This is a genomic window from Paraburkholderia ribeironis (assembly GCF_900019265.1).
Taxonomy (GTDB): domain Bacteria; phylum Pseudomonadota; class Gammaproteobacteria; order Burkholderiales; family Burkholderiaceae; genus Paraburkholderia; species Paraburkholderia ribeironis.
In genome coordinates this window covers 1-18,553 of sequence record NZ_CYGX02000017.1, presented here as the reverse complement: position 1 = coordinate 18,553, position 18,553 = coordinate 1, and the positions used below count along the sequence as shown (strand labels likewise).

18 protein-coding genes are annotated in these 18,553 nt (G+C 59.3%); 7 read left to right on the top strand and 11 right to left on the bottom strand.

Going from position 1 to position 18,553, the window contains the following annotated elements; all coding sequences use genetic code 11:
- Window positions 1–270 precede the first annotated feature (270 nt).
- Window positions 271–1,260 carry a ParB/RepB/Spo0J family partition protein gene (locus BN2475_RS08820; RefSeq protein WP_094779209.1) on the bottom strand — a complete coding sequence of 330 codons (990 nt, stop codon included), beginning with the start codon at window positions 1,258–1,260 and terminating at the stop codon, window positions 271–273.
- Window positions 1,257–2,462 carry a ParA family protein gene (locus BN2475_RS08815; RefSeq protein ID WP_094779208.1) on the bottom strand — a complete coding sequence of 402 codons (1,206 nt, stop codon included), beginning with the start codon at window positions 2,460–2,462 and terminating at the stop codon, window positions 1,257–1,259. Before BN2475_RS08815 ends, BN2475_RS08820 begins: the two co-directional genes overlap by 4 nt.
- A gap of 399 nt (window positions 2,463–2,861) precedes the next feature.
- Between BN2475_RS08815 and BN2475_RS33490 the strand changes: the two genes are divergently transcribed.
- Both BN2475_RS33490 and BN2475_RS08810 read left to right on the top strand, forming a co-directional pair.
- A complete protein-coding gene (locus BN2475_RS33490; protein WP_143325753.1) occupies window positions 2,862–3,200 on the top strand; it encodes a hypothetical protein in 339 nt (112 codons plus the stop codon).
- 343 nt (window positions 3,201–3,543) lie between these two features.
- The gene (locus BN2475_RS08810) at window positions 3,544–4,938 is read left to right on the top strand and encodes a replication initiation protein (protein WP_094779158.1); all 1,395 of its coding nucleotides are present in this window, start codon (window positions 3,544–3,546) and stop codon (window positions 4,936–4,938) included.
- Between the two features lie 271 nt (window positions 4,939–5,209).
- Here the strand turns inward: BN2475_RS08810 and BN2475_RS08805 are convergent, their stop codons facing one another.
- The 5 genes from BN2475_RS08805 to BN2475_RS08785 form a co-directional block, all read right to left on the bottom strand.
- A complete protein-coding gene (locus BN2475_RS08805; protein WP_094779157.1) occupies window positions 5,210–5,449 on the bottom strand; it encodes a hypothetical protein in 240 nt (79 codons plus the stop codon).
- A gap of 234 nt (window positions 5,450–5,683) precedes the next feature.
- Entirely contained in the window at window positions 5,684–5,974 is a 291-nt protein-coding gene (locus BN2475_RS08800) for an NUDIX hydrolase (RefSeq protein WP_094779156.1), read from the bottom strand.
- A 518-nt stretch (window positions 5,975–6,492) separates the two neighbouring features.
- A complete protein-coding gene (locus BN2475_RS08795; RefSeq protein ID WP_094779155.1) occupies window positions 6,493–6,801 on the bottom strand; it encodes a hypothetical protein in 309 nt (102 codons plus the stop codon).
- Window positions 6,802–6,852: 51 nt separating this feature from the next.
- The gene (locus tag BN2475_RS08790; protein ID WP_094779154.1) at window positions 6,853–7,680 is read right to left on the bottom strand and encodes a DUF932 domain-containing protein; all 828 of its coding nucleotides are present in this window, start codon (window positions 7,678–7,680) and stop codon (window positions 6,853–6,855) included.
- A gap of 51 nt (window positions 7,681–7,731) precedes the next feature.
- Complete coding sequence (locus BN2475_RS08785) at window positions 7,732–8,148, bottom strand: antirestriction protein (RefSeq protein WP_094779153.1); 417 nt, start codon at window positions 8,146–8,148, stop codon at window positions 7,732–7,734.
- A 219-nt stretch (window positions 8,149–8,367) separates the two neighbouring features.
- Here BN2475_RS08785 and BN2475_RS08780 point away from each other — a divergent pair, with 219 nt between their 5' ends.
- Complete coding sequence (locus tag BN2475_RS08780; protein WP_094779207.1) at window positions 8,368–10,389, top strand: ParB/RepB/Spo0J family partition protein; 2,022 nt, start codon at window positions 8,368–8,370, stop codon at window positions 10,387–10,389.
- 201 nt (window positions 10,390–10,590) lie between these two features.
- Here BN2475_RS08780 and BN2475_RS08775 read toward each other — a convergent pair whose 3' ends face one another.
- On the bottom strand, window positions 10,591–11,115 hold the full coding sequence (locus BN2475_RS08775; protein WP_245841215.1) for a hypothetical protein: 525 nt from the start codon (window positions 11,113–11,115) through the stop codon (window positions 10,591–10,593).
- A gap of 337 nt (window positions 11,116–11,452) precedes the next feature.
- Here BN2475_RS08775 and BN2475_RS08770 point away from each other — a divergent pair, with 337 nt between their 5' ends.
- The 3 genes from BN2475_RS08770 (at window position 11,453) to BN2475_RS08760 (ending at window position 15,287) form a co-directional block, all read left to right on the top strand.
- The gene (locus BN2475_RS08770) at window positions 11,453–11,707 is read left to right on the top strand and encodes a hypothetical protein (RefSeq protein ID WP_094779152.1); all 255 of its coding nucleotides are present in this window, start codon (window positions 11,453–11,455) and stop codon (window positions 11,705–11,707) included.
- 2 nt (window positions 11,708–11,709) lie between these two features.
- Window positions 11,710–12,075 (top strand): plasmid mobilization protein, encoded by a 366-nt coding sequence (locus tag BN2475_RS36495; protein ID WP_094779151.1) that lies wholly within the window; start codon window positions 11,710–11,712, stop codon window positions 12,073–12,075.
- A 176-nt stretch (window positions 12,076–12,251) separates the two neighbouring features.
- Window positions 12,252–15,287: an LPD7 domain-containing protein gene (locus BN2475_RS08760; protein ID WP_094779150.1), complete on the top strand. Its 3,036-nt coding sequence runs from the start codon at window positions 12,252–12,254 to the stop codon at window positions 15,285–15,287.
- 104 nt (window positions 15,288–15,391) lie between these two features.
- Here BN2475_RS08760 and BN2475_RS08755 read toward each other — a convergent pair whose 3' ends face one another.
- Both BN2475_RS08755 and BN2475_RS08750 read right to left on the bottom strand, forming a co-directional pair.
- Complete coding sequence (locus BN2475_RS08755; protein ID WP_094779149.1) at window positions 15,392–15,610, bottom strand: hypothetical protein; 219 nt, start codon at window positions 15,608–15,610, stop codon at window positions 15,392–15,394.
- On the bottom strand, window positions 15,610–15,957 hold the full coding sequence (locus BN2475_RS08750; RefSeq protein WP_094779148.1) for a hypothetical protein: 348 nt from the start codon (window positions 15,955–15,957) through the stop codon (window positions 15,610–15,612). Before BN2475_RS08750 ends, BN2475_RS08755 begins: the two co-directional genes overlap by 1 nt.
- A gap of 376 nt (window positions 15,958–16,333) precedes the next feature.
- On the opposite strand from BN2475_RS08750, the gene BN2475_RS08745 reads away from it, so the two are divergent.
- Entirely contained in the window at window positions 16,334–16,735 is a 402-nt protein-coding gene (locus BN2475_RS08745) for a hypothetical protein (RefSeq protein WP_094779206.1), read from the top strand.
- 443 nt (window positions 16,736–17,178) lie between these two features.
- Here the strand turns inward: BN2475_RS08745 and BN2475_RS08735 are convergent, their stop codons facing one another.
- Window positions 17,179–18,342 carry a hypothetical protein gene (locus tag BN2475_RS08735; protein ID WP_245841213.1) on the bottom strand — a complete coding sequence of 388 codons (1,164 nt, stop codon included), beginning with the start codon at window positions 18,340–18,342 and terminating at the stop codon, window positions 17,179–17,181.
- Window positions 18,343–18,553 lie beyond the last annotated feature (211 nt).

Below are 18,553 nucleotides of genomic sequence, written 5' to 3'. Positions count from 1 at the left end.
CGGCATGTCTCTCTCCCAAACAGTCAGGCCTTGTTCAGGCTCTTCTCTTTCAGGCGACGCCTGACCAGCAGACGTCAAAGGCATAGATCGCCGGAGTGTCGGTACTACTGACACCGCACCACGTCGCCCGGGGTAGAGCGCTATTGGGAGGTCCGGGCTATTTCTGAGTGTCCGCATTACTGACACTCTAGCGTTGATCTGCGGGCAGCCCGCATTTGGCAATGGACCAAAAAAGCCCGCAGTCTGCGGGCTTATCTTCGGTGAGTTCGATTATTGCTGCGTGCTCGGTTCTTCCCTGTACAGCTCACTGATAAGTTGCCGGATTCGAGTCTCTTGAGCTTCACTAAGCGACCCGGTCTTGATTTTGACGGTGAACGAGTTCACGTCCTTGGTAATGCTACCGGCCTGTTCCTTGCCCGAAAAGAACTTCGCGATGCTCCGCTCGCGGGCCTCCGTTCGTGAAGCCTGACGGGTGGCCTGCGCTATGATTGCGGCAGCATATCGGCCCTGGAGAATTTCCCCTTTGAGAACGTCCGACCATAAGTCCTTTGCCGCAGCCAAACCGGCAGCGCCATGCCTTTTGATAGCCGACACAATCTCCTCTGCGGCGTTGCACCCAAGCAACGCGGGTTGCAAGTCCAATTGCTCCTTGATGAAATCAGGTAGCTTCTCGAACGCCAAAAATTGATAGAGCCCAGAGCGAGACATGCCGAGTGACTCAGCGAGCCGCTTTCGATTCGGAAACTCTGCTTCCGCACGACGAAGCGAAGTCGCTATTTCATAGTCGGTCAGGTTGGACCGCCCGATGTTCTCTACCAACGCGAGAACAACCATATCCTCATCGGAGCACTCGACTATGACGGCCTTGATTTGCTCCATACCTAAGATTTTGTGCGCGCGCAATCGCCGCTCACCAGCGACCAGTTGGTAGCCGGACTCAACGCGCCGCACCGCCACCGGCTGAACCAACCCCTTTTCGCGAATAGACTCTGCAAGATCTGAAAGCTCGGCCTCGACAAAAATCCGCCGCGGCTGCCATGGATTCGGCACAACCTCCGCAACCGGAATCGTTGCTTGGCCGCCACTCGCTTCCAACTCTTGAATTTTAAGTTGTGCGGCTGCCAAGGCCCCTGCCATCCCAGGCCCTGTCTTCGGCTTCTCGAGCACGGGCTTGGTCGCGTCCATCTCCTCGTCAGAAATTGAGGACGTCTTCCGGAGGTTGGCGGTTTGTAGAGCCATACGATCACGAATGCTGCTCATTGTGAGAGACTCCATTCGTCGACGTACATGTTGTCAATCCACTTGCAGTATTCAACCAGTGGTTGCCGTACACGCTGCACCGTCTTTGAGACCCCGTCGGATTTGCTGAGGTCGAACACTGTTGAGAGCGCGAGCGCGCCGTTGCTCATCACCGAACTCGCCGGAATCTCGGTCGTGGTCAACCAGTCTTCGTAGGCGCGTTGCGTCCAAGAGCGAACGATGGGTGCTGACGACGTCGGGCTTGTATCCACCTTCGACAGAATCACGGAGATGAAATCGTAGACCTTGTCAGACTCCTTCTCCATGAAGTTCGCGGCTATATCCGAAAACAGCCCCCAAAACGATACCGAACTGATGAAGTCTAGGCTCTCCGGCACCAAGGGCATCACCATCGAATCAGCCGCCATCAATGCGTTCAATGTGAGGTAGGAGAGGGAGGGAGCTGTGTCCAGAATGATGTAGTCGTACTTCTTACGCAGCGGCTCCAAGCCTTTCCGCAGGATTGCCCAAAACTGATAGCTCGGGCGGGTCTTCAGCATCGAGGGGATGAAGAACTCCGCACTGAACAGCGATGGATGCGCGGGAATCACATCCAAGCCGTCCCAATAAGTTTCCTTGATCGCAGATTCCAGTCCGCCTTCCATCTCCTCGTTATAAATAAAAGGGAGAACGGTCGAATCCTCATCGACCTCGTTTTCGGCATAGAGTCCGCAGAGTTCAGACAGGGAGGCCTGTGGGTCCAGGTCAACCACAAGCACTTTCCGTCCCCGCAACGACAACCCTTGCGAGATACACATCGTCGTCGTAGTCTTCGTCGACCCACCCTTAAAGTTGGCGACTAGAACAATTTTGCCATCTGCGTCGCGACCGGTCACGAGCGGCGACTGATAGATTTCCGACAACTGTTGTACGTAGGTGCGCGCCTCGGCCAAGGTAAACAGCCGGCTGCGGCCCGTGCCGTGTGCAACGCCCGGCGGCAACGTGCTTCCTTCCCGCGTCGCTTGGTAGTGAAGCTTGGTCCGGTCCAGCCCGCACAGGTCTGCTACTTCGGCAGTCGTAAAGTTCGGTGGTGACTTTCGCGGCCTCGGCGTGAGAATCTGCTCGCGCAGCTCAGCCGTCAGCCCGTCCAGTTTTTTCGCAAATTTAGCGATTTTCGCTAGTGGAACCTTGCGTGTGATAGCGGGAAATTCGACTTTAGACATGGTTTTTACACTTTCACCGGAAATCGTGACGAAGCGTAGAATACTCGAAAACTTTAAAAAAATCGCTGTCGCATAAGCTAGTTTCTTAAATTCCCCCCCTAATCCACTGAAAAACAACGAAAAAAGATCGAACGGCACGACAGAAGAGCCAGAACTGGCTGCTCGTGCGAACGCATTCCGAAACTTCATGGTGAGAGAAATTGTTGAAATACGTTGAAGTAGGGTTGTGAAGGTGGGTGAGAAGAATTGTTGAAATCTGCCAGTTGACGTGCCCGTCATGCTTCTTTCAACAATTCCTCTCACCATCGCGTTGCGGGCACATCGCATTGCCGCGAAATGCGGGGCATGTTTTTGCCCCAGAGAGTTCATCGATCCCCGGCCGGAGTCAACGCAAGCGTCATGCTGGTTTTCACTGCAAGGACAACTGCACTTGCCTACAAAAATACTCACCATCATCAACCGGTTATTGTGTTATCCACAGATGCGCTGCCCGCAAACGGCCGTCCGGTGGACCTTGGTGCTGTTCATGCTGATAAATCGAGCACGCCAACTGCGTGGTGCCACAAAAGCACTCACCATCCTTCAACAAAACCACTCACCCATTTCAAGCTATTTTTGGCCGGCAAACCCCGCCAGGTAGAGGTCCCCGCGATGGGAAGCGATATTCAACAAAAATTCTCACCGTCACTTCGCGCCTACAGAATCACTCACCTGACGCTGGTAAACCTCTCACGCTAGTCAAGGATTTCTACTCACCTTCTGCCCACAAAAGTCCTCACCTCTAGCACAAAACTGCTCACCCTCAAGGGAATAACCCATTGTTTTTACAGGGATCGCGGTTTCTCTGTTGTTAGTTGGTTGGTTTTCGCTTTTAAAAGACTTTGAAAAACATACCACCGTTCATCGCGACGCTCGACCCCAAAAAAGGAAGAAGGTAAGTAGATTTGTTGAACACACACGTCCCAATGGTGGGTGATTAGAATTGTTGAAATGCCCCATTTCATGGTGAGTCTTTTTGTTTTGACATCTCACCTACACGTGATAGAGTCTCCGCGACCGGCAACTAGGGGCAGGATCCTCGATGGCAAACAACATTACGACACGCGCAACCTCGCGCCAGCTGTCGTTCGAGCTGTTCGAGGAGATGCTCACCACCGATACACCGATCAACGAATCGACGAAAGAGATTGGCTATCAGCGTAACAACGTTTTTATAGACATCACCGATGTGGGTATTACGGCCAGGCGACTCCTGGACGCAGCGCACTTCATCGTGGCGCAAGAGCCGACTACCCCGAAGATCTATGACGTCGAGCTGAGCTACTTCCGATGGCTCATGCGTTATGACAGCTACAACTACAAGCATCTGCGAACAGTCGTGTCCGAGGCTCAAAAAGCCTTGATTCAGGTTTCGGCCTCGCCCCTTGGCAGCACGTCCGCGGAGGACGAAAAGTGGGTGTCCGTACAGCTCATCGGTATCGTCGGTATCGACAAAGGGCGTATCACTTTTGCGGTTCCTGAGCCGCTCATTCCGCACATTAAGGATCCGGTGAAGTCGCACTGGCTGAGCCTGCGAATCACCTCTGCCTTCACGCTTACCTATGCTCGAGCCATTTACGACCACGTCATCGGTTACGTGGCAGAAGGCATAACCGAGTGGATCGAAGTCGATGTGGTACGTGGCTGGCCTGGGAAGGCTGCGTCGACTGCAACCGAATTCAAGTACTTCAAACGCGACAACCTCGACAAGGCGGTTAAGCAGATTAACGCAGTCTCCGACATCGACCTTAGCTACGAGACTCGCACCGTGAGCCCGAAGTCGAAAAAGATTGACCGGATTCGTTTCAGGTTGACGCGCAAAGAAACCGCTGGAGCTATTCGAGCTAGCCTGCTTGGCGCGCAAGAGATATACACGACGCTGAAGAACGAATTCGGCTTCACCGAAAAGCAGTTCAACACCATCTCGCAAAACCGCGCTGTGTGGTCCGATGAGCGTATTCTCCAGGCAATCGAATACACGCGAGCCAAGGTCGACTCCGGCCAAGTCAAGAAGAGTCCAGGCGCCTACCTGCTAAAAGCTATCACCGATGGCTACAAGCTATCAGACGCTGACCGCAAAATGCTAACGGTACAGCAACAGCAGCAGGAGCAGGAGAGGGCGGAGTCCGGCGCGAAGCAACTGGCGATAGCGGCCGTCGCCGCCAGCACCGCAGCGGCAGAGGAGCGCAGCAAAACACAGACCGTCGAGAACGCCGACCTCGGTCGTGAGGCGTATCACAAGGCGGACGGTAAGGCGCAAAAGGACTTCATGCGTGCCTTTATCGCCTCCGCGGCCGGTAAGCTGGCCATCAAGCGGGTGAAGCTCAACCCGTTGACGATTCATGAGTCGGAAGTGTTGGCGCATAAGGACCTATCCTTTGCGCTCCACTCGTTCGTGTTTCTGCGTACCAAAGCGAAAGCCACCACCAAGGCTTAAACGATCCGCGAGCACTCGGCTCCGCACCTCGCAGACCTGCTCAAGCATCTCCCCTAGCTCGCATGCACGGTCATTGAGTTAATCGAGACCGTTTCACCACCATGCGTCTCGTGCTGCCGCCGAAGATGGTCGCGTCGAGGATGCACCTCCTCGCTTTACTTTTTGATTTGGAGACCCACCGGCTGATCGGTAGCGAGCGTATCGAACCGCCGTTCGATGTCGTTTCATGATTGGCATTCACAATGCACAACAATTCGTCCGTAATGCCGAGTTATAGGTCGGGCGCGTGGGAGACCTGATTGAATGGCATCACAGGACCGGCTTTCCACTCATCGAGTGCTATGCACACGATGTCGTAGGCGGTCCGGAAGCCGAATCCTTCGGACTGGCCCGGCACATCGGGAAACTGCCGCCGATCGACGGCCAACATGTAGTCGTCACAATAGCCATACTCGTCGAGCCGGGCATCATTGACGACGTTGTCTTTCGACGCGTCTCGGGCTGAATGCAACGATGTTCTAGTATTAGCAGGGTGCCGCGGCCGTGTGAGGAGAGCCAATTTCGTCGCCGAGCTTCCAGCTCCTGCATCTCGTCACTCCCCAATATCAGGGGAGTCCTTGCAGTCCGCGCGACTGCGCGGCGGGTGTTTACGAGCTCGGGCATCACCTGCCAGTTTTCCGGTTCAAGATCGCCAACTGTATTTATAAAACGTTCCCTCGAGTCGGTGCGGGCACAAGGCGCACCGTTAGGGGAGTGAATCCGGCCCGGCTTGGTCTGCTGCTGGGCGCCAGATACACCCAAGGCCGGCTCGGTCGCATAACAAGGCCCAGGCCGAGTAAGGGATTGCGGCGTCTTCGCTGATCCAGCGGCGCACCTGCCGACCGCCATATTCCGACAAGCCGAGATAGCGCGCAACCGCGCGTCCCGGCAAGCCGGTGCGGCGGATAACCTCCTGAATCTCGGCTCCGCTCGGCTGCTCCCAGCCGTCCTCCGCCGATCTCAGGCAGGTGGCCCGGATTTCGATGTGATAGCTCATCCTTACCTCAAACCGTTTATTTTTCCATGTGTTTCGTGAAGATCCAGTCCCCACGGCTTACGCCGCGGGGGATACAGGCGCCCTCCGGACGCTTGACGGCCCAGGCCGGTGCCCGGCCCGGGCCGTACCGGATCGTCGTGCCGCTGACGCGGCGCGCTGTGCTTCCGTAATTATCCAGCCCCCACGGCTCACGCCGCGGGGGATTCACGCGCCCTGCGGGCGCTTGACGACCCCGGGCCGGTGGTCTGCCCGTACCGGATCGTCCCGCCGCTGACGCGGCGCGCCGGCGCTCTCCCCATGTCCGGCGATGCGGCCATGGGGGACCCCGTGCGCCTCGATCCGGGCGCGCGGCGCGCGCGATGCTCCCGTGATTATCCAGCGTCCTAGCTTGCAGGGGGAGGGGCGGCGGGGCGCGGCAGTCCCGCTCGATTTCGACAATGACAAAACGTCAGTGACGAGTACCTCACAGGCCCGCGTGACCTCCACGCGGGCATTAACGATTAATCAGGATGACGAATTTAATGCAGACTTCCGTTGTGCTCCATGAGCATTGCAACGGGCGCACAAGGCGGTACGCGTTCGAAGCCAGCTAGCGCGGCGAGGGCGATGGCGCGCAACTCCTTGCAGTGCATCTCTACCGGATTGCCATCGCGGTTGAGCATGCGGGCAATGCGTTGGAGTGCGTCAGCGGATTGTGCCGCCGCGTCAGCCGACAGGGCCATGCGGTACAGTTCGCCACGAACTATGCTCCGGTCTCCGTACTGCCATACAGCCAAGAGTGGCAGCAGGGCGGCCAGCCACGTAGGACGGGTATTGAGCGGATCCATGTGAATTCCCCCTTCTGGACACGCCCCGACCGCAAGGTCGGGGCGATCCGGTTAGCCGCGCAGGCGGCGCAGTTCGTCAGCCAGCACCCACAGGGCCCGATTCAGGCGGATGTTCTGGTCGATACCTGCAACGGCACGGGTCGTGGTCGTCCGGCCGCTCGCATTGCGACCCTGCAGCCCGCCACGAATCATGTTTTCCTGGACACGGTTGAAAGTGGTCCAGAGATCGGGCGCGCGATCTTCCACCCGGCGGGGCGCGAGAACCTGGCGTTCCGTAACCGGTGCAGGCCTGTCCTCCTCGTAGCGCAACGTGAGCGCTGCGCGGGCAAAGGCAACCTGTTCGCCCTCATCGAGCACGGTTGCCGCCATGCCTTCCCGCTGCTCTGTCGTTGCTTCGAAGCTCTTCAGCACCTTGAACGCGCCTTCGATCACTTCACCGATCACGTTGCCCTTATGCGGGACGCGGATATCGTTCAGCACGTTGCCGCACACGATGCCGTTCTGGCACGCCCAGCGGAACATTCCGGCGATCATCTGGTAGCTCGACGCGCCATTGTGGCTATTGAGGAGGATGACCTCATTGGCCTCACTACCAGTGATCTGGTCGGCATGGCGCAGACGGAGCATATGCTTCGTGTAGTCACGCATGCCCTCATTGCGCACGCGGGTCTGGCAGACCATGAAGGGCTGGAAACCTTCCTTGCGCAGGGCGTTGAGCACATCAACAGTCGGGATATAGCTGTATCGCGCCGAGCGGCTTTCGTGCGCAGATTGCGCAAGGATGGACGGCGCAACTTCCGCGATTTCGTTGTTCGTCAGCGGATTGTCCGAGCGAAGGACAACGGCGTTGCTGGCAAAGCGGCTTGCAAGAGTGTTCATGCTGTTCCCCAATGAAGGAGCAGACCCGGCCGGCAGGCCGGGGCCGGTCAGTTAGTCGATGGCGCGCAGGATGTTGGCGGCTTCTACGTGTTGCGCGGCGAACTCACGCAGCTGGTGGAAACGTTCGATGATGGCGTCGTCCTGCGTCTTTTCCGCGAGGTGGCACAGAGCGAAGAGCGTCACGGTGATGCCGAAGGCATCCGCGCCCATCATGTCGTTGTAGCCGTTCAGATGCCAGCGCACATGTACACGGCCCATGTTGGCCGGACCCATGTAGAAGCCACCGTTGGACAGCGTGAAGTAATGCCACGAGCCACCGTCGTAGCTGCTGCACAGGCGCGCGGCCCAGTCGTACACCATCCCTTCGCCGGTGAGGTAGTGGCGACCGAGATAGCGCGGCAGCACGTTGAGGCGCAGTTCATCGGGGATGATTGAGGAAGTAATACGGTTTTGGATTTCAGTGGTCATCGGAAAACTCCGGTTCGGCCATCGCTTCATTGCGAGGCACGACTTTAGTTTAGGACTAATAGCCCTTTATATCAAAGAATAATTCGTCTTTATTGATTCAAAATGTATACTGAATCGATATGGCGATATTAAATATTAATCCATTCATATTAGGACTAAAAGTCCTCTAAAATTAACCTGTGCCTCGCAATGAAGCGATGGCCGAACCGGAGCAATCTGATGACAACAATCAACCTCAGCGTATCCAGCAGCATCGAGTACGTTTCATACAGCCGACTTTGCCGATCGCCGCTGAACGTACGCAAGAAAGCGCCAACCGGCATCGAAGGCCTGAGCGAAACCATCGCGGAAAATGGCCTCATGCAGAATCTCGTTGTGCATGAGATCAAAGGGCGCGGGAAAATGCCGAAGCTCGGCGTTTGCGCCGGGCAGCGGCGGCTCGCGGCGCTCGATCTGCTGTTTTCCCAGGGCCGAATTACGAAGGATTACCAGGTGCCTGTGCTAGTTGTTAGTGAAGGCGAAGCCGTTGCCGCATCGCTGACCGAGAACAGGGAAAGAGAAGACATGCACGTCGCAGATGAAGCGGTCGCTTTCCGCCTGCTGGTCGATGAGGGTAAAAGCGTGACCCACGTGGCAGCCGTTTTTAAAGTGTCCGAGATGGTCGTGCGGCGTGCGCTCAAGATTGCCAACCTATCGCCCGTTCTGCTGGAGATGCTGCGAGATGACAGGCTCGATTACGAGCAGGCCAAAGCGTTGGCGCTCGCCGACGATCACGCGACGCAGGAACGCGTGTGGAACGAGGCAGCCAACGCCTGGCAGCGCCGGCCGTCAGAGTTGCGCGCTGCGCTCACGAAAGCGGAAATCGACGCGCGCGAGAGCGCCCTGGCGAAGTTCGTCGGACTGGACACCTATGAGGCGGCGGGCGGCCACGTTCGACGAGATCTGTTCAGTGACGACCAGAATGCAGGCTATATCGAGGATTCTGAAATGCTGCATCGGCTCGCGACGGATCGGCTCGTCGAGCTATCCCAGACCATTGCGAAAGAGGGCTGGCAATTCGTAGAAACGAGGACGCGAGGCGACATGATGGAGATCATGCAGTATGGCCGGGTGCACTCGACCATGCGCAAGCCGACCACGGAGGAGCAAGCGGAGCTTGACGCGCTGGTGAGCGTGCGCGACACGGCGCAAGCCGAACTTGACGCGTACTACGATGAGGACCGTGAACAAGACGAAGACCGGTATGACCGGCTTGACGCGGCAGTGACAGCGGCCTCATACGCCGTGGACCAATACGCGGTGCGGTTCGAAGCGTTCGATGCGGACGACATGAAGCGCGCGGGCGTTCTCGTCTATCTTGATGAGGAGGGGCAGGTATGCGTCGAGCGCGGACTTGTGCGCCACGACGATGCGAGAAGGCAGTCCGACGGTGGCTCGCGGACCGATGGCGCATCGGCGAGCCGTAGTGCGGCGGCGAAGCCAAAGCCGCTGCACGGCGAAAAGCTGTGCAAACGGCTCACGGCGCACCGGACGGCTGCGGTGCAGGCGGAACTGATGACGCGGCCCAGCTTGGCGATGGCTGCGCTGATGACTCGCATGGTTCCAGTCGTGTTCGGGGAAGTCTATTCGCGACAATTTGCGGAGCACGCGATCCGGATCGACGTGCACACGTCACGAGATGCGCTGGTGTCGAACGCTGACGACATGGCAGAGAGCGTCGCCTGGAAGATGCTTGAGGGCGAACGTGCGAAATGGGCGGGGGTGCTGCCGAAGCGTCGCGATGGGTTACTGTCGTGGCTGCTGCAGCAGGAGGCGGACGTCATCTCCCGGCTGTTTGCATTCTGCGTAGCGGCGACGCTCGACGGTATCAGCGGGACGGACAGTGCCCACGCCATCAACGAGGTTACAAATGTGCAGGAAACGGACATGGCGTATTACTGGAAGCCTACGCGTGCCAGCTACTTCGATCACGTACCGAAGGCGCGCATCGAAGAGGTGATCAGCGATGCCGTGTCACCGGAAGCTGCAGCGGAGCTACGCGGCATGAAGAAGGGCGGCGCTGCAGCGGCTGCGCAGCTTCGGCTGTCGGAGTCGGGTTGGCTGCCCGAAGTGCTGCGTAACCGCGAGGTGCCGGAACATCGAATCTACGCTTATGACGACGGTGAAGACGAAGAACCCGGTGACGAGGTCGACGCCGATAGTGGCACCGATGAGGCGGAGGAGGACGCGGTAGACGCGTGAACGACGGAGAGATGATCCAGTAGAAGCCGTTGGGGTCCTTCACCCCGGCGGCTTTTTGCTATGGAAGGGGAGAAAAGATGAGCCGCGACCGCACGCCAGGTCGACTAGGCTCCTCTGCAACGCTGGTTGGCCCGCGTGCACAAATGTGGGTGTTGCGCGCGCCGCGCGCCCGACCGGGCGCAATCGACGGTGCGGCACGCCTCAGCGTCTGGGCGGGCTGCCGTATTTGCGTGCTATTTCATCGAGTCCAGTGCTGGAAAGCAGCGGCGGGTCGTATTGCTGCGCTTCTAGTTTGATCAACTGCATGCGCGAGAGGTGCGGGTTTTCGGCAGCGAGTTCGTCGAGCGTCCTGATGCCCGCGCGAGGTGGTGAAGCGGAAGGCGTGTACGCGTGCGACGCGGGTGCTATCTGCCTGACAGGGGCGGCGGGTGCAGGGATGAGTGCGGGCGATGCAGGATGGCTGATGGGCGTGCGTGTGCGGTTGGGTGCGCGTCGGCCCATGCGTTTGCGGATGCGATGCAGGGCGTTGTCGAAAACCGCGAGACTCATGGTGAGGCCGCGCTTTTGCAAACGGGCGTGGAGTTCGCGCCTAGACACTCCGCGCGCCATGGCCGCATCGATCTGTTCGATCAGATCGGCAAGCTGCGCGGTTTCAGAGCGGGTGGTGCTGGTGGCGGGCGCATCGCGCAGGTCTTCGGCGACGGTGGTGAGGTCAGTGAGCGGCATGGCGAGGTCTGCGAAGAGTCAACGCCGTTTGATAGTGCTATAAAAGTGCTAGATAGTCAAAAATGCGTGGTGAATAAAGCTTCAATAAAGCTTTAGTTATGCAAATTAATGATTGAAACCTGCTATATGGGTGCTACAGTGTTTGTTATAAAGTTGTGGAGCGAGGCACGTCGGATATGTTTACGCAACGCTACGCGCTTCGTAAAATATCTCGTGCGAAAGGGGCGAGGCCCCTTTGAAACCCCGGCGCGATCTACTGCCGCGTCATCCTGGCCGGTAGCTTCTCTGCCAACATTCAGCACTGCATGGTATGCGTAATGAATACGGAGGTGCAGTCATGATTCCGACCGGCGAATGGGTGATCCAGATTGTGATGAGGCCGCGCGCGTTTGAGCACAACAGGCGGTGGCGGTACCTACCGTGGGCGAGTTATACCCACCCCATGACGGGCGACCAGGCGATGTGTGCACTGCGCGAATGCGAAGCGCATTGGCCAGCCTATGGATTCCGCGCACATCTGATCGGCGATGACAAAACGCGAATCGATCTGCCGGGTCAGTCGGCCGACTGCACGCATCCAGTGGGGTTGTGACAATGCCGCCAAAGAAGAGGAATGATGGCGCTGGACTCGGCAAACCCATCGCCTTCCGGTTGTCGGATGCGGACCGTGCGGTCTATCTTGAAAAGGTGAACCGAAGCGGACTGACGCAGTCTGAATTTTTCAGGCAGGCCGTGCTAACGAACCGGACGCAGGTGATCGCCCGGCCGGTTGCCAGCGCGGACCGCAAGCGGCTCCTGTACATCTTCAACAAGACCAGCAACAACCTGAACCAGATCGCCCTTCGCGCGAATTCGGAACACCTGCGCGGTGATCTGTCGGCAGCGACCTACGAGCAACTGCTCACGCAGCTGCAGATGATCTCGCGCTATCTGAAAAGCACGCTCGGGAAAGTGGACTGACCGGATACAACGCACATGTGTTTCGATTATCCATATCAGATAACTGTCGTCGTGCAGGGGACGAAACGGAATGTCGGGCAGGAAGACGATGGCATGTACGTCACCGATCACACTTCGATGTTGCTCCGTCGCGCCGTTCGGCCCGCAGGCGGATCGTTCACGAGGGACGATGATCGATGCTAATACGGGTACGCGGCTATCACGACGGCATCAAGGCCTACCTGGAGCAGGGCCAGAAGCAGGACCGTGAGTTCGAGCGTGATGAGATGGATGAACGGGTGATTCTGGCCGGGGATCTGGCGTTGACCAACGACATCATCCAGTCGATGGACACGCAAGCAGAGCGCTACATCAACGTTACGCTGTCGTTCAAGGAAGACGAAGTCTCGCGCGAAGTGCTCGCGGAGATCGTGCGTGAGTTTGAGGCGTTCGCCTTTGCTGCCTACCGGCCGGACGAATACAACTTCTATACTGAGGCGCATGTCCCACGGCTCAAGAGCTACGCTGACCGGCGCAGTGGCGAGCTTGTCGAGCGCAAGGTCCATCTTCACGTGGTGATCCCCGAAGTCAACCTGCGAACGGGCCGGCGGCTGGAGCCGTTTGGGAAGGTCGACCGGCATCACCGGTTCCTCGAAGCGTTTCAGGAGCATATCAACGCGAAATACGGGCTGGCGAGTCCGAAAGACAACCGGCGCGTGCAGTTCACCGATGCGTCGGAAATGATCAGCCGGTACAAGGGCGACGTATTCGAGCCGATGAACCGCGAGCTGAAGGCCCTGGTTCTTGAGGCACTGATTTCACGTGACGTCACCCGTTACGAGGATTTCAGGGTGATGCTCACCGAATTCGGTGAGACCCGCACACGTAACGCTGGTCGCGACGGCGAATATGAAAACGTCAAGCCCGCGGGCGCGGCGAAAGGTGTGAACCTGAAGGAGTTCGTGTTCTCGCGAGAATTCATCGAACTCGATGCCGACGCCAAGCGTGAAGCGCTCGATCGGAACGTCCATGCAGAGTACATCGAGACGGGTATCCCGCGCGCGACACCCCAGCATTATCTCGATGGGCTTTTCGAGTGGAACGATGTGCACGCGAGGGAGATCAAGTATCTCAATAGCGGTAGCAGTTTCTACAAGACATATCAGGCCGCGTCGCCGACTGAGCAGCGGCGCATTCTTGACCATCGCGAACAGCGGTTCTATGACGCAGCAGGAGGATTTGATGAGCGAACCGGACGAAGCAGTAGTGGACCAGGAGACTGGCGAGATTGGGAACAGCGGTGGCACGAGCCGCCGCCCGGGCGACACGAACGTCGGGGCCGGTGGCGACACGGAGCGGATCACAACCTTGACACTCGCTTCGATCGATCCAGCCCGTCGTCCCGATCCCCACACCGTGTGCGAGGTGTGCCCGGCCGCGGTGTGGATGGCGACGCCGCGCGACGTCAAATGCTTTTGCCGGCTGATGCACTACTGGAGTTGGGAAACCACCAAGCCGACCGAATTGACCAACTGCGATGGACTGGCGATCGCGAGCGAGCGGGAAGAGAACAGCTAGATCCCGCCAGTAACCCGCTGCTCGATGCAATCGCGGCACGCATGTACGGTTCATGGGACGCTGCGGACAGTGCGGGGCGGGCACGGCTTGCGGCGACTGCCGCAGACAAGTTCACCCGCGCCGGCGGACCGTTTGGCGGCCCCGCACAAAGCCGCGAACCATTTGGTCTGAATCCCGCATTGGGCGGCGGTCGGCTGCCAGCGGATTTCGGTCCGCGAGATGAGATCCGCAGCCTGGCGGACGTTCAGTCGTTCGATGCGATCGGATCGCTTCCATTCGCATCGTCCGATACTGGCGACGAGACTCTGCCAGACACGTTCAATTCGCGCGCGCGGGCGGCAACCGGCCGGGAGGCGGATACGGTTCGGGACCAGTTCGCACGTGATTTTGCGGAGTCACGCCGTGTCCGTCGCTCGCGCGAGCGGGAGGAGTTCGCGGAAATCCGTGTGACGCTCGATGCCAGCCGGCTGCTCGCCGCACTCGCGTACTCACACGGGCTGATTGTCGGGAAGTACAGCATCGGCAAAGGCGCGGACGGCGGTGACCGGATCGGGGCGGGCTCGCGCAATCTGAACGTGTCCGATTTCCTGACGAAAGAAATGAATCTGCCGTGGGCGGAAGCCGCGCAGCTGCTTCGCGAGACGTACCGGGCGCAGGTTGGACTTAGCCCCGGCCATGCGCCGCGCCACGCACCCGAACGGGACCTGTGGGCCGGGTTCCAGCAATGGCGCGCAGCTAATCGCGACGGCCTGCGCCGCGCGTGGGATGAACAGACGCGGCTCGAGAAGGACCGGCGCGGCACGATTAAGGCGGCTTTCTACCGCGCACGTAGCACCGTTGCGGATCGCAAGGATCTCTCCGCCAGGGAGCGGCGTGAGCAACTGTCGGCCGCGCGCGTGGCGCGACTCGAGGGCGAGGCTGCGCTGCGTGACCGGATCGTGAGGGAGCGTGACGCCCTCAAGGGCGCAGGACGCCGGCCAATCACGGACCAGTATCGCGACTTCCTGCAGGAGCGTGCGCAGAGTGGTGACGAGCGGGCATTGCGCGAGTTGCGACGCATGCAGGAGCTCCGTCTGAGTGCGAAGCGCGCCGACGTCGAGCGCGCTGTGAACATCAATCGGCCATCTGATGGCGCGAAGCAACCGGTCGAGCCTGGTCACAATGAGATCATCTATCGCGGGCCATCGATCACGTACGAGGTACAAGCCAGCGGCGAGGTCGACTACCGAAAGGACGGTGTGGCATTCCTCGTCGATGAAGGCCGCACGCTGCGGTTGTGGGACAGCGAGCGCGAAGCGATCGAGCTGGCGCTGCGTTTCGCGCAACAGAAGTTCGGTGCGACATTGTCGCTCTCCGGCCCCGAAGCATTCCAGGCCGCCGCGGCGCGCGTGGCAGCTGACACCCGCATGCGTATCGTATTCGAACAGCCTGAGCTGGAGAGCATCCGCCAGGTCCGGCTTGCCGAGCTCGATGCCGAAGTGCGGGAACGTCACATCGTGCAGCGTAAGCGTGACGCATCGGAGCGCGACGAGCTGCGCAACGCAGTACGGAATACGCAACTACCGGTCCGTAGCGATCCGCCCACCCGAGGCCAGGACGCCGAACCGCCTGCTGATCCCGAAATACCCGACAGCGGGCCGCCTACTGAACGATGAACCACCACCCTGTTGCCCGGGTATCTGGCGGTCGTGGCGGAGGGCCTGAAATGACGAAATTGACGACGGGCAAACGCAGTTCAGATAAAACAACGACGAAGGCATCAATCCGAACTGTCCACCCACGCCCGTGCCCATTGAATACCCGCCCGTTCCGCTTCTTCCCCCGTGTCAAATTCGCCGAGTACACCGGACGCCTCAATGACCCTGTTGACTTTCGTGATTGTGCCGCTTGCGGCGTAGCGTTCGGAGTGCAGGATTTCCTTCTGCTGCAGAATGGCATGGCCCCACAGCATGTAGCCCTTATATTGCTCACTTTGCATCAGCGTTCGACCTCGACCTCTGCGCGACGCCCACCTACGCGAAGTACATTGCCTTCAGGCGTGATCTGACGGGGAATGTCGTCATAGCGTGGCTCTCCCATACGGTGCCCGACCGTGGCGACCGATGCCTTTGGGCCGGGCGCTGCCGCAACGATGCGGTGCTGCTGCTGGCCGCGCCCGGTGCGCATACTCGCGCGCCGATGCTTCGGTGCCTTGCGCACCGGTTGTACCCGTTGCGTGTCGCCTCGCGCCTCAGGCGGATTCCACACTTCCACGTATCGGGCGCCGGCAAGCGCCGGAAAAGCGATCGCCAGAAGGAACAGGCCGTACCTGACTACCGTGGTCATCCTTTCTCCGATTCAAAGACGCTGCCATGGGCCACGTCGTGCGTGCCCGCCGACGCAGCCCCACGGGAAGCCCGTTCGAGGTGTCCGCGTATTTTCTCATGGCTGGATTACACGGCGGTGCGCTGCTGCGCTATAGCTCCATTCAGTCGCCACGCCAGCGTCGACCGCCGGAGAAGGTCTGCTCCAGTAGCAAGGACTATCGCGGAAAGACGACGGAGGGGGAGGGGCGAGACGCCAGAATCGCCAATCGCGGCGAAGACCTCGCTAGAATAGTCGCACTGTCACACACACATTTTCAGGCAACATGAGTTCCAGGCGAGGCGGGGCACGTGTTTCCCGGCCACGAAAGCCCCTCACAAAAGCGATGTTATTGCCGATGGACCAGGCGTCGGTGCGCCAGCAATCGTTGAACTTCCATCTTGCTCTGGTTGCCTGCCGCGATGGTCATGGCAACGGGCATCTGTTTAACGAGCTGATGCGAACCGTCTACCTCGCATGGTTTCTCCAGCAGGACGGTTTCGGAAGCGAACCGGTTGGACGGTTCAAGGCAGCGGAAATTGCCGTGGAGGCCGCACTTGAACTGGCCCATGCGGCAAACGAGTGGGTGCTCGCTGAAGATGCTGTTCCCGTTTTCGAGAGCCTGCTGGCGTTGCACGATGCGCAGCTTGCCACTGTACCCCTGCACAAGATCATCAGCGCCGAACACCGCCTCAGGCAATTCCTCGGCGGAACCGCGAGTTCACCTGTTCCAGACGTCGATCCGGATGGAATGGCATAGCAGACCTGGCCAGCGGTCGCAAAAAGATTCTTGAGTTCAAGTCAGGATAACTTATCGTTCAGGGTCTTCTTCACCCTGGAGTGCGGTGCGCTGGCGTTCCATACCTGTCGCGATCGATGATGCGTCCAATGCGCTGTCGCCGCGTGAGGCGAAGGTGCTACGAATGCGGTCCGGGATCGATAGCGCGTCCGACTATACGCGTGAGGGAGCTGGGCACACAGTCCGACCTGACACGCGAACGGATCCGGCAGATCCGAAGGAGGGCGATGCGAAAAACTGATGCACCCGGGTGGGGTCGACAAGCCAGGGCAATTTCCCGACCAATGAGCCAAGGTCCGCCGTCGGGTCAGGAACAGGGTGATTCTTCGCGCGCACCGGGGCCAGGCTACCCCGATGCGCTTCATGCGTCATTGCAGAACAGGTCGTCGCACACTACCACCGACTCACAGGAGGAGTGCCTGCTGCAATAGCTCCAGCGCCTTCAGTTCGTCCAGCCGGCCCGTGCGTGCCTTTCCTGCCAGCGTCCTGATCAATGCTTCCGCGATGGGCGCGATATCGTGAAGATTGTCCAGGCTGGTCACGGAAGCGGGGAGCGACACGGGGGATTGCTGCGGGATTGCGGTGGCTGGACGCGACGCACGGGTTGCCGGCGTGGCTGCCGGCGCCTCGCCAACACCTTCTTCTGGTGAGCGCCCCGCAAGCACGTCAGGGGCATCACTATCATGATCCTGCTGGCTGGCGACTACCGATTGTTTTTCTACCGCGACATCCGTCGAAGCCAGTGGAGAGCTTTCCGGGCCGGTCCTGACGCCCGCCCGCGCCCGCCCTGTGTGCGCCTTCGCATCGGCGGGTTTCCCTGGCACGCTATCCTTCGTTGCGGCCGCGAGCGTCTCGTGCTGTTCAATGGATGCACGGCCGCGCGAAGCGGGCATAAGCAAATGCGACACAGCCTCCGGGATCTCGGCTTCCGAGCGCGGCGTGTCCAGCCAGCCAGCTGGCAAACCGAGTCGCTCAGTGAAACGGTTTGCTTCGACACTATCCAGCCGTTTCTTGCCATATAGCCGATGGGCCATGTTGGACCCGCTCATCGCCATGACTACACCCAGTCTTGCTTTCGATCCGTTGCGACCCGTGAGAAGGTGGAGGTTAGCGCGCCGGATGTTCTCGACCGCGGCGCTGTCGTCCAATGCCGGCGCTTGCTGTCGGGTTGTTCCAGCAGATGTCCTGTCTTTTGGGGGCGAACCTCTTCGCGGCGCACGAGGGGCAGGCGGTTCGGCCATCCGACTTCGACTATTCCTGACGGCCCTGGGTGACCCGCCCGTTGCTTTTTCCGGCATCTGCGCTTCCCCGGACAAACTGTCTTCAGGATATGGTTGCTGGCCGCCGTTCAGGACGGAAGGCGGCATGGGTGTTTCCGACACTGCTTCTGGTTCGTCGTCGGTCTGGACGAAATCGAGCGGTGATTTCAGGCGGGCGATGGTTTCGGCCGCGAGCGCAGGATTGGGCTGGTCAAAGAAACCGTGAGGCAACCCAAGCGTGGTCTCCATATGAAAGGCGGTCTCGGGCGTGAATCTCTCGCCCTTCGTCAGTTCAGCCACTCGCGCCATGTTCGATCCAAGTCCCAGGGCGATATTCTCTGCCCCCACCGTGTCGACCAGAAACTGGAACGATCGTGTCTTGAAAATGGAGGCAGTCTGGGCAGAGTCCCGGGCAGGTGCATTGACGTACGGTGGTCTCTGCCAGCTGGGCGGAGACTGTTTCGCGTGACGAGCCTAGCGCTGGCCGCTGTCCCGAGATCCCCTACTGATTGCAGGTTTT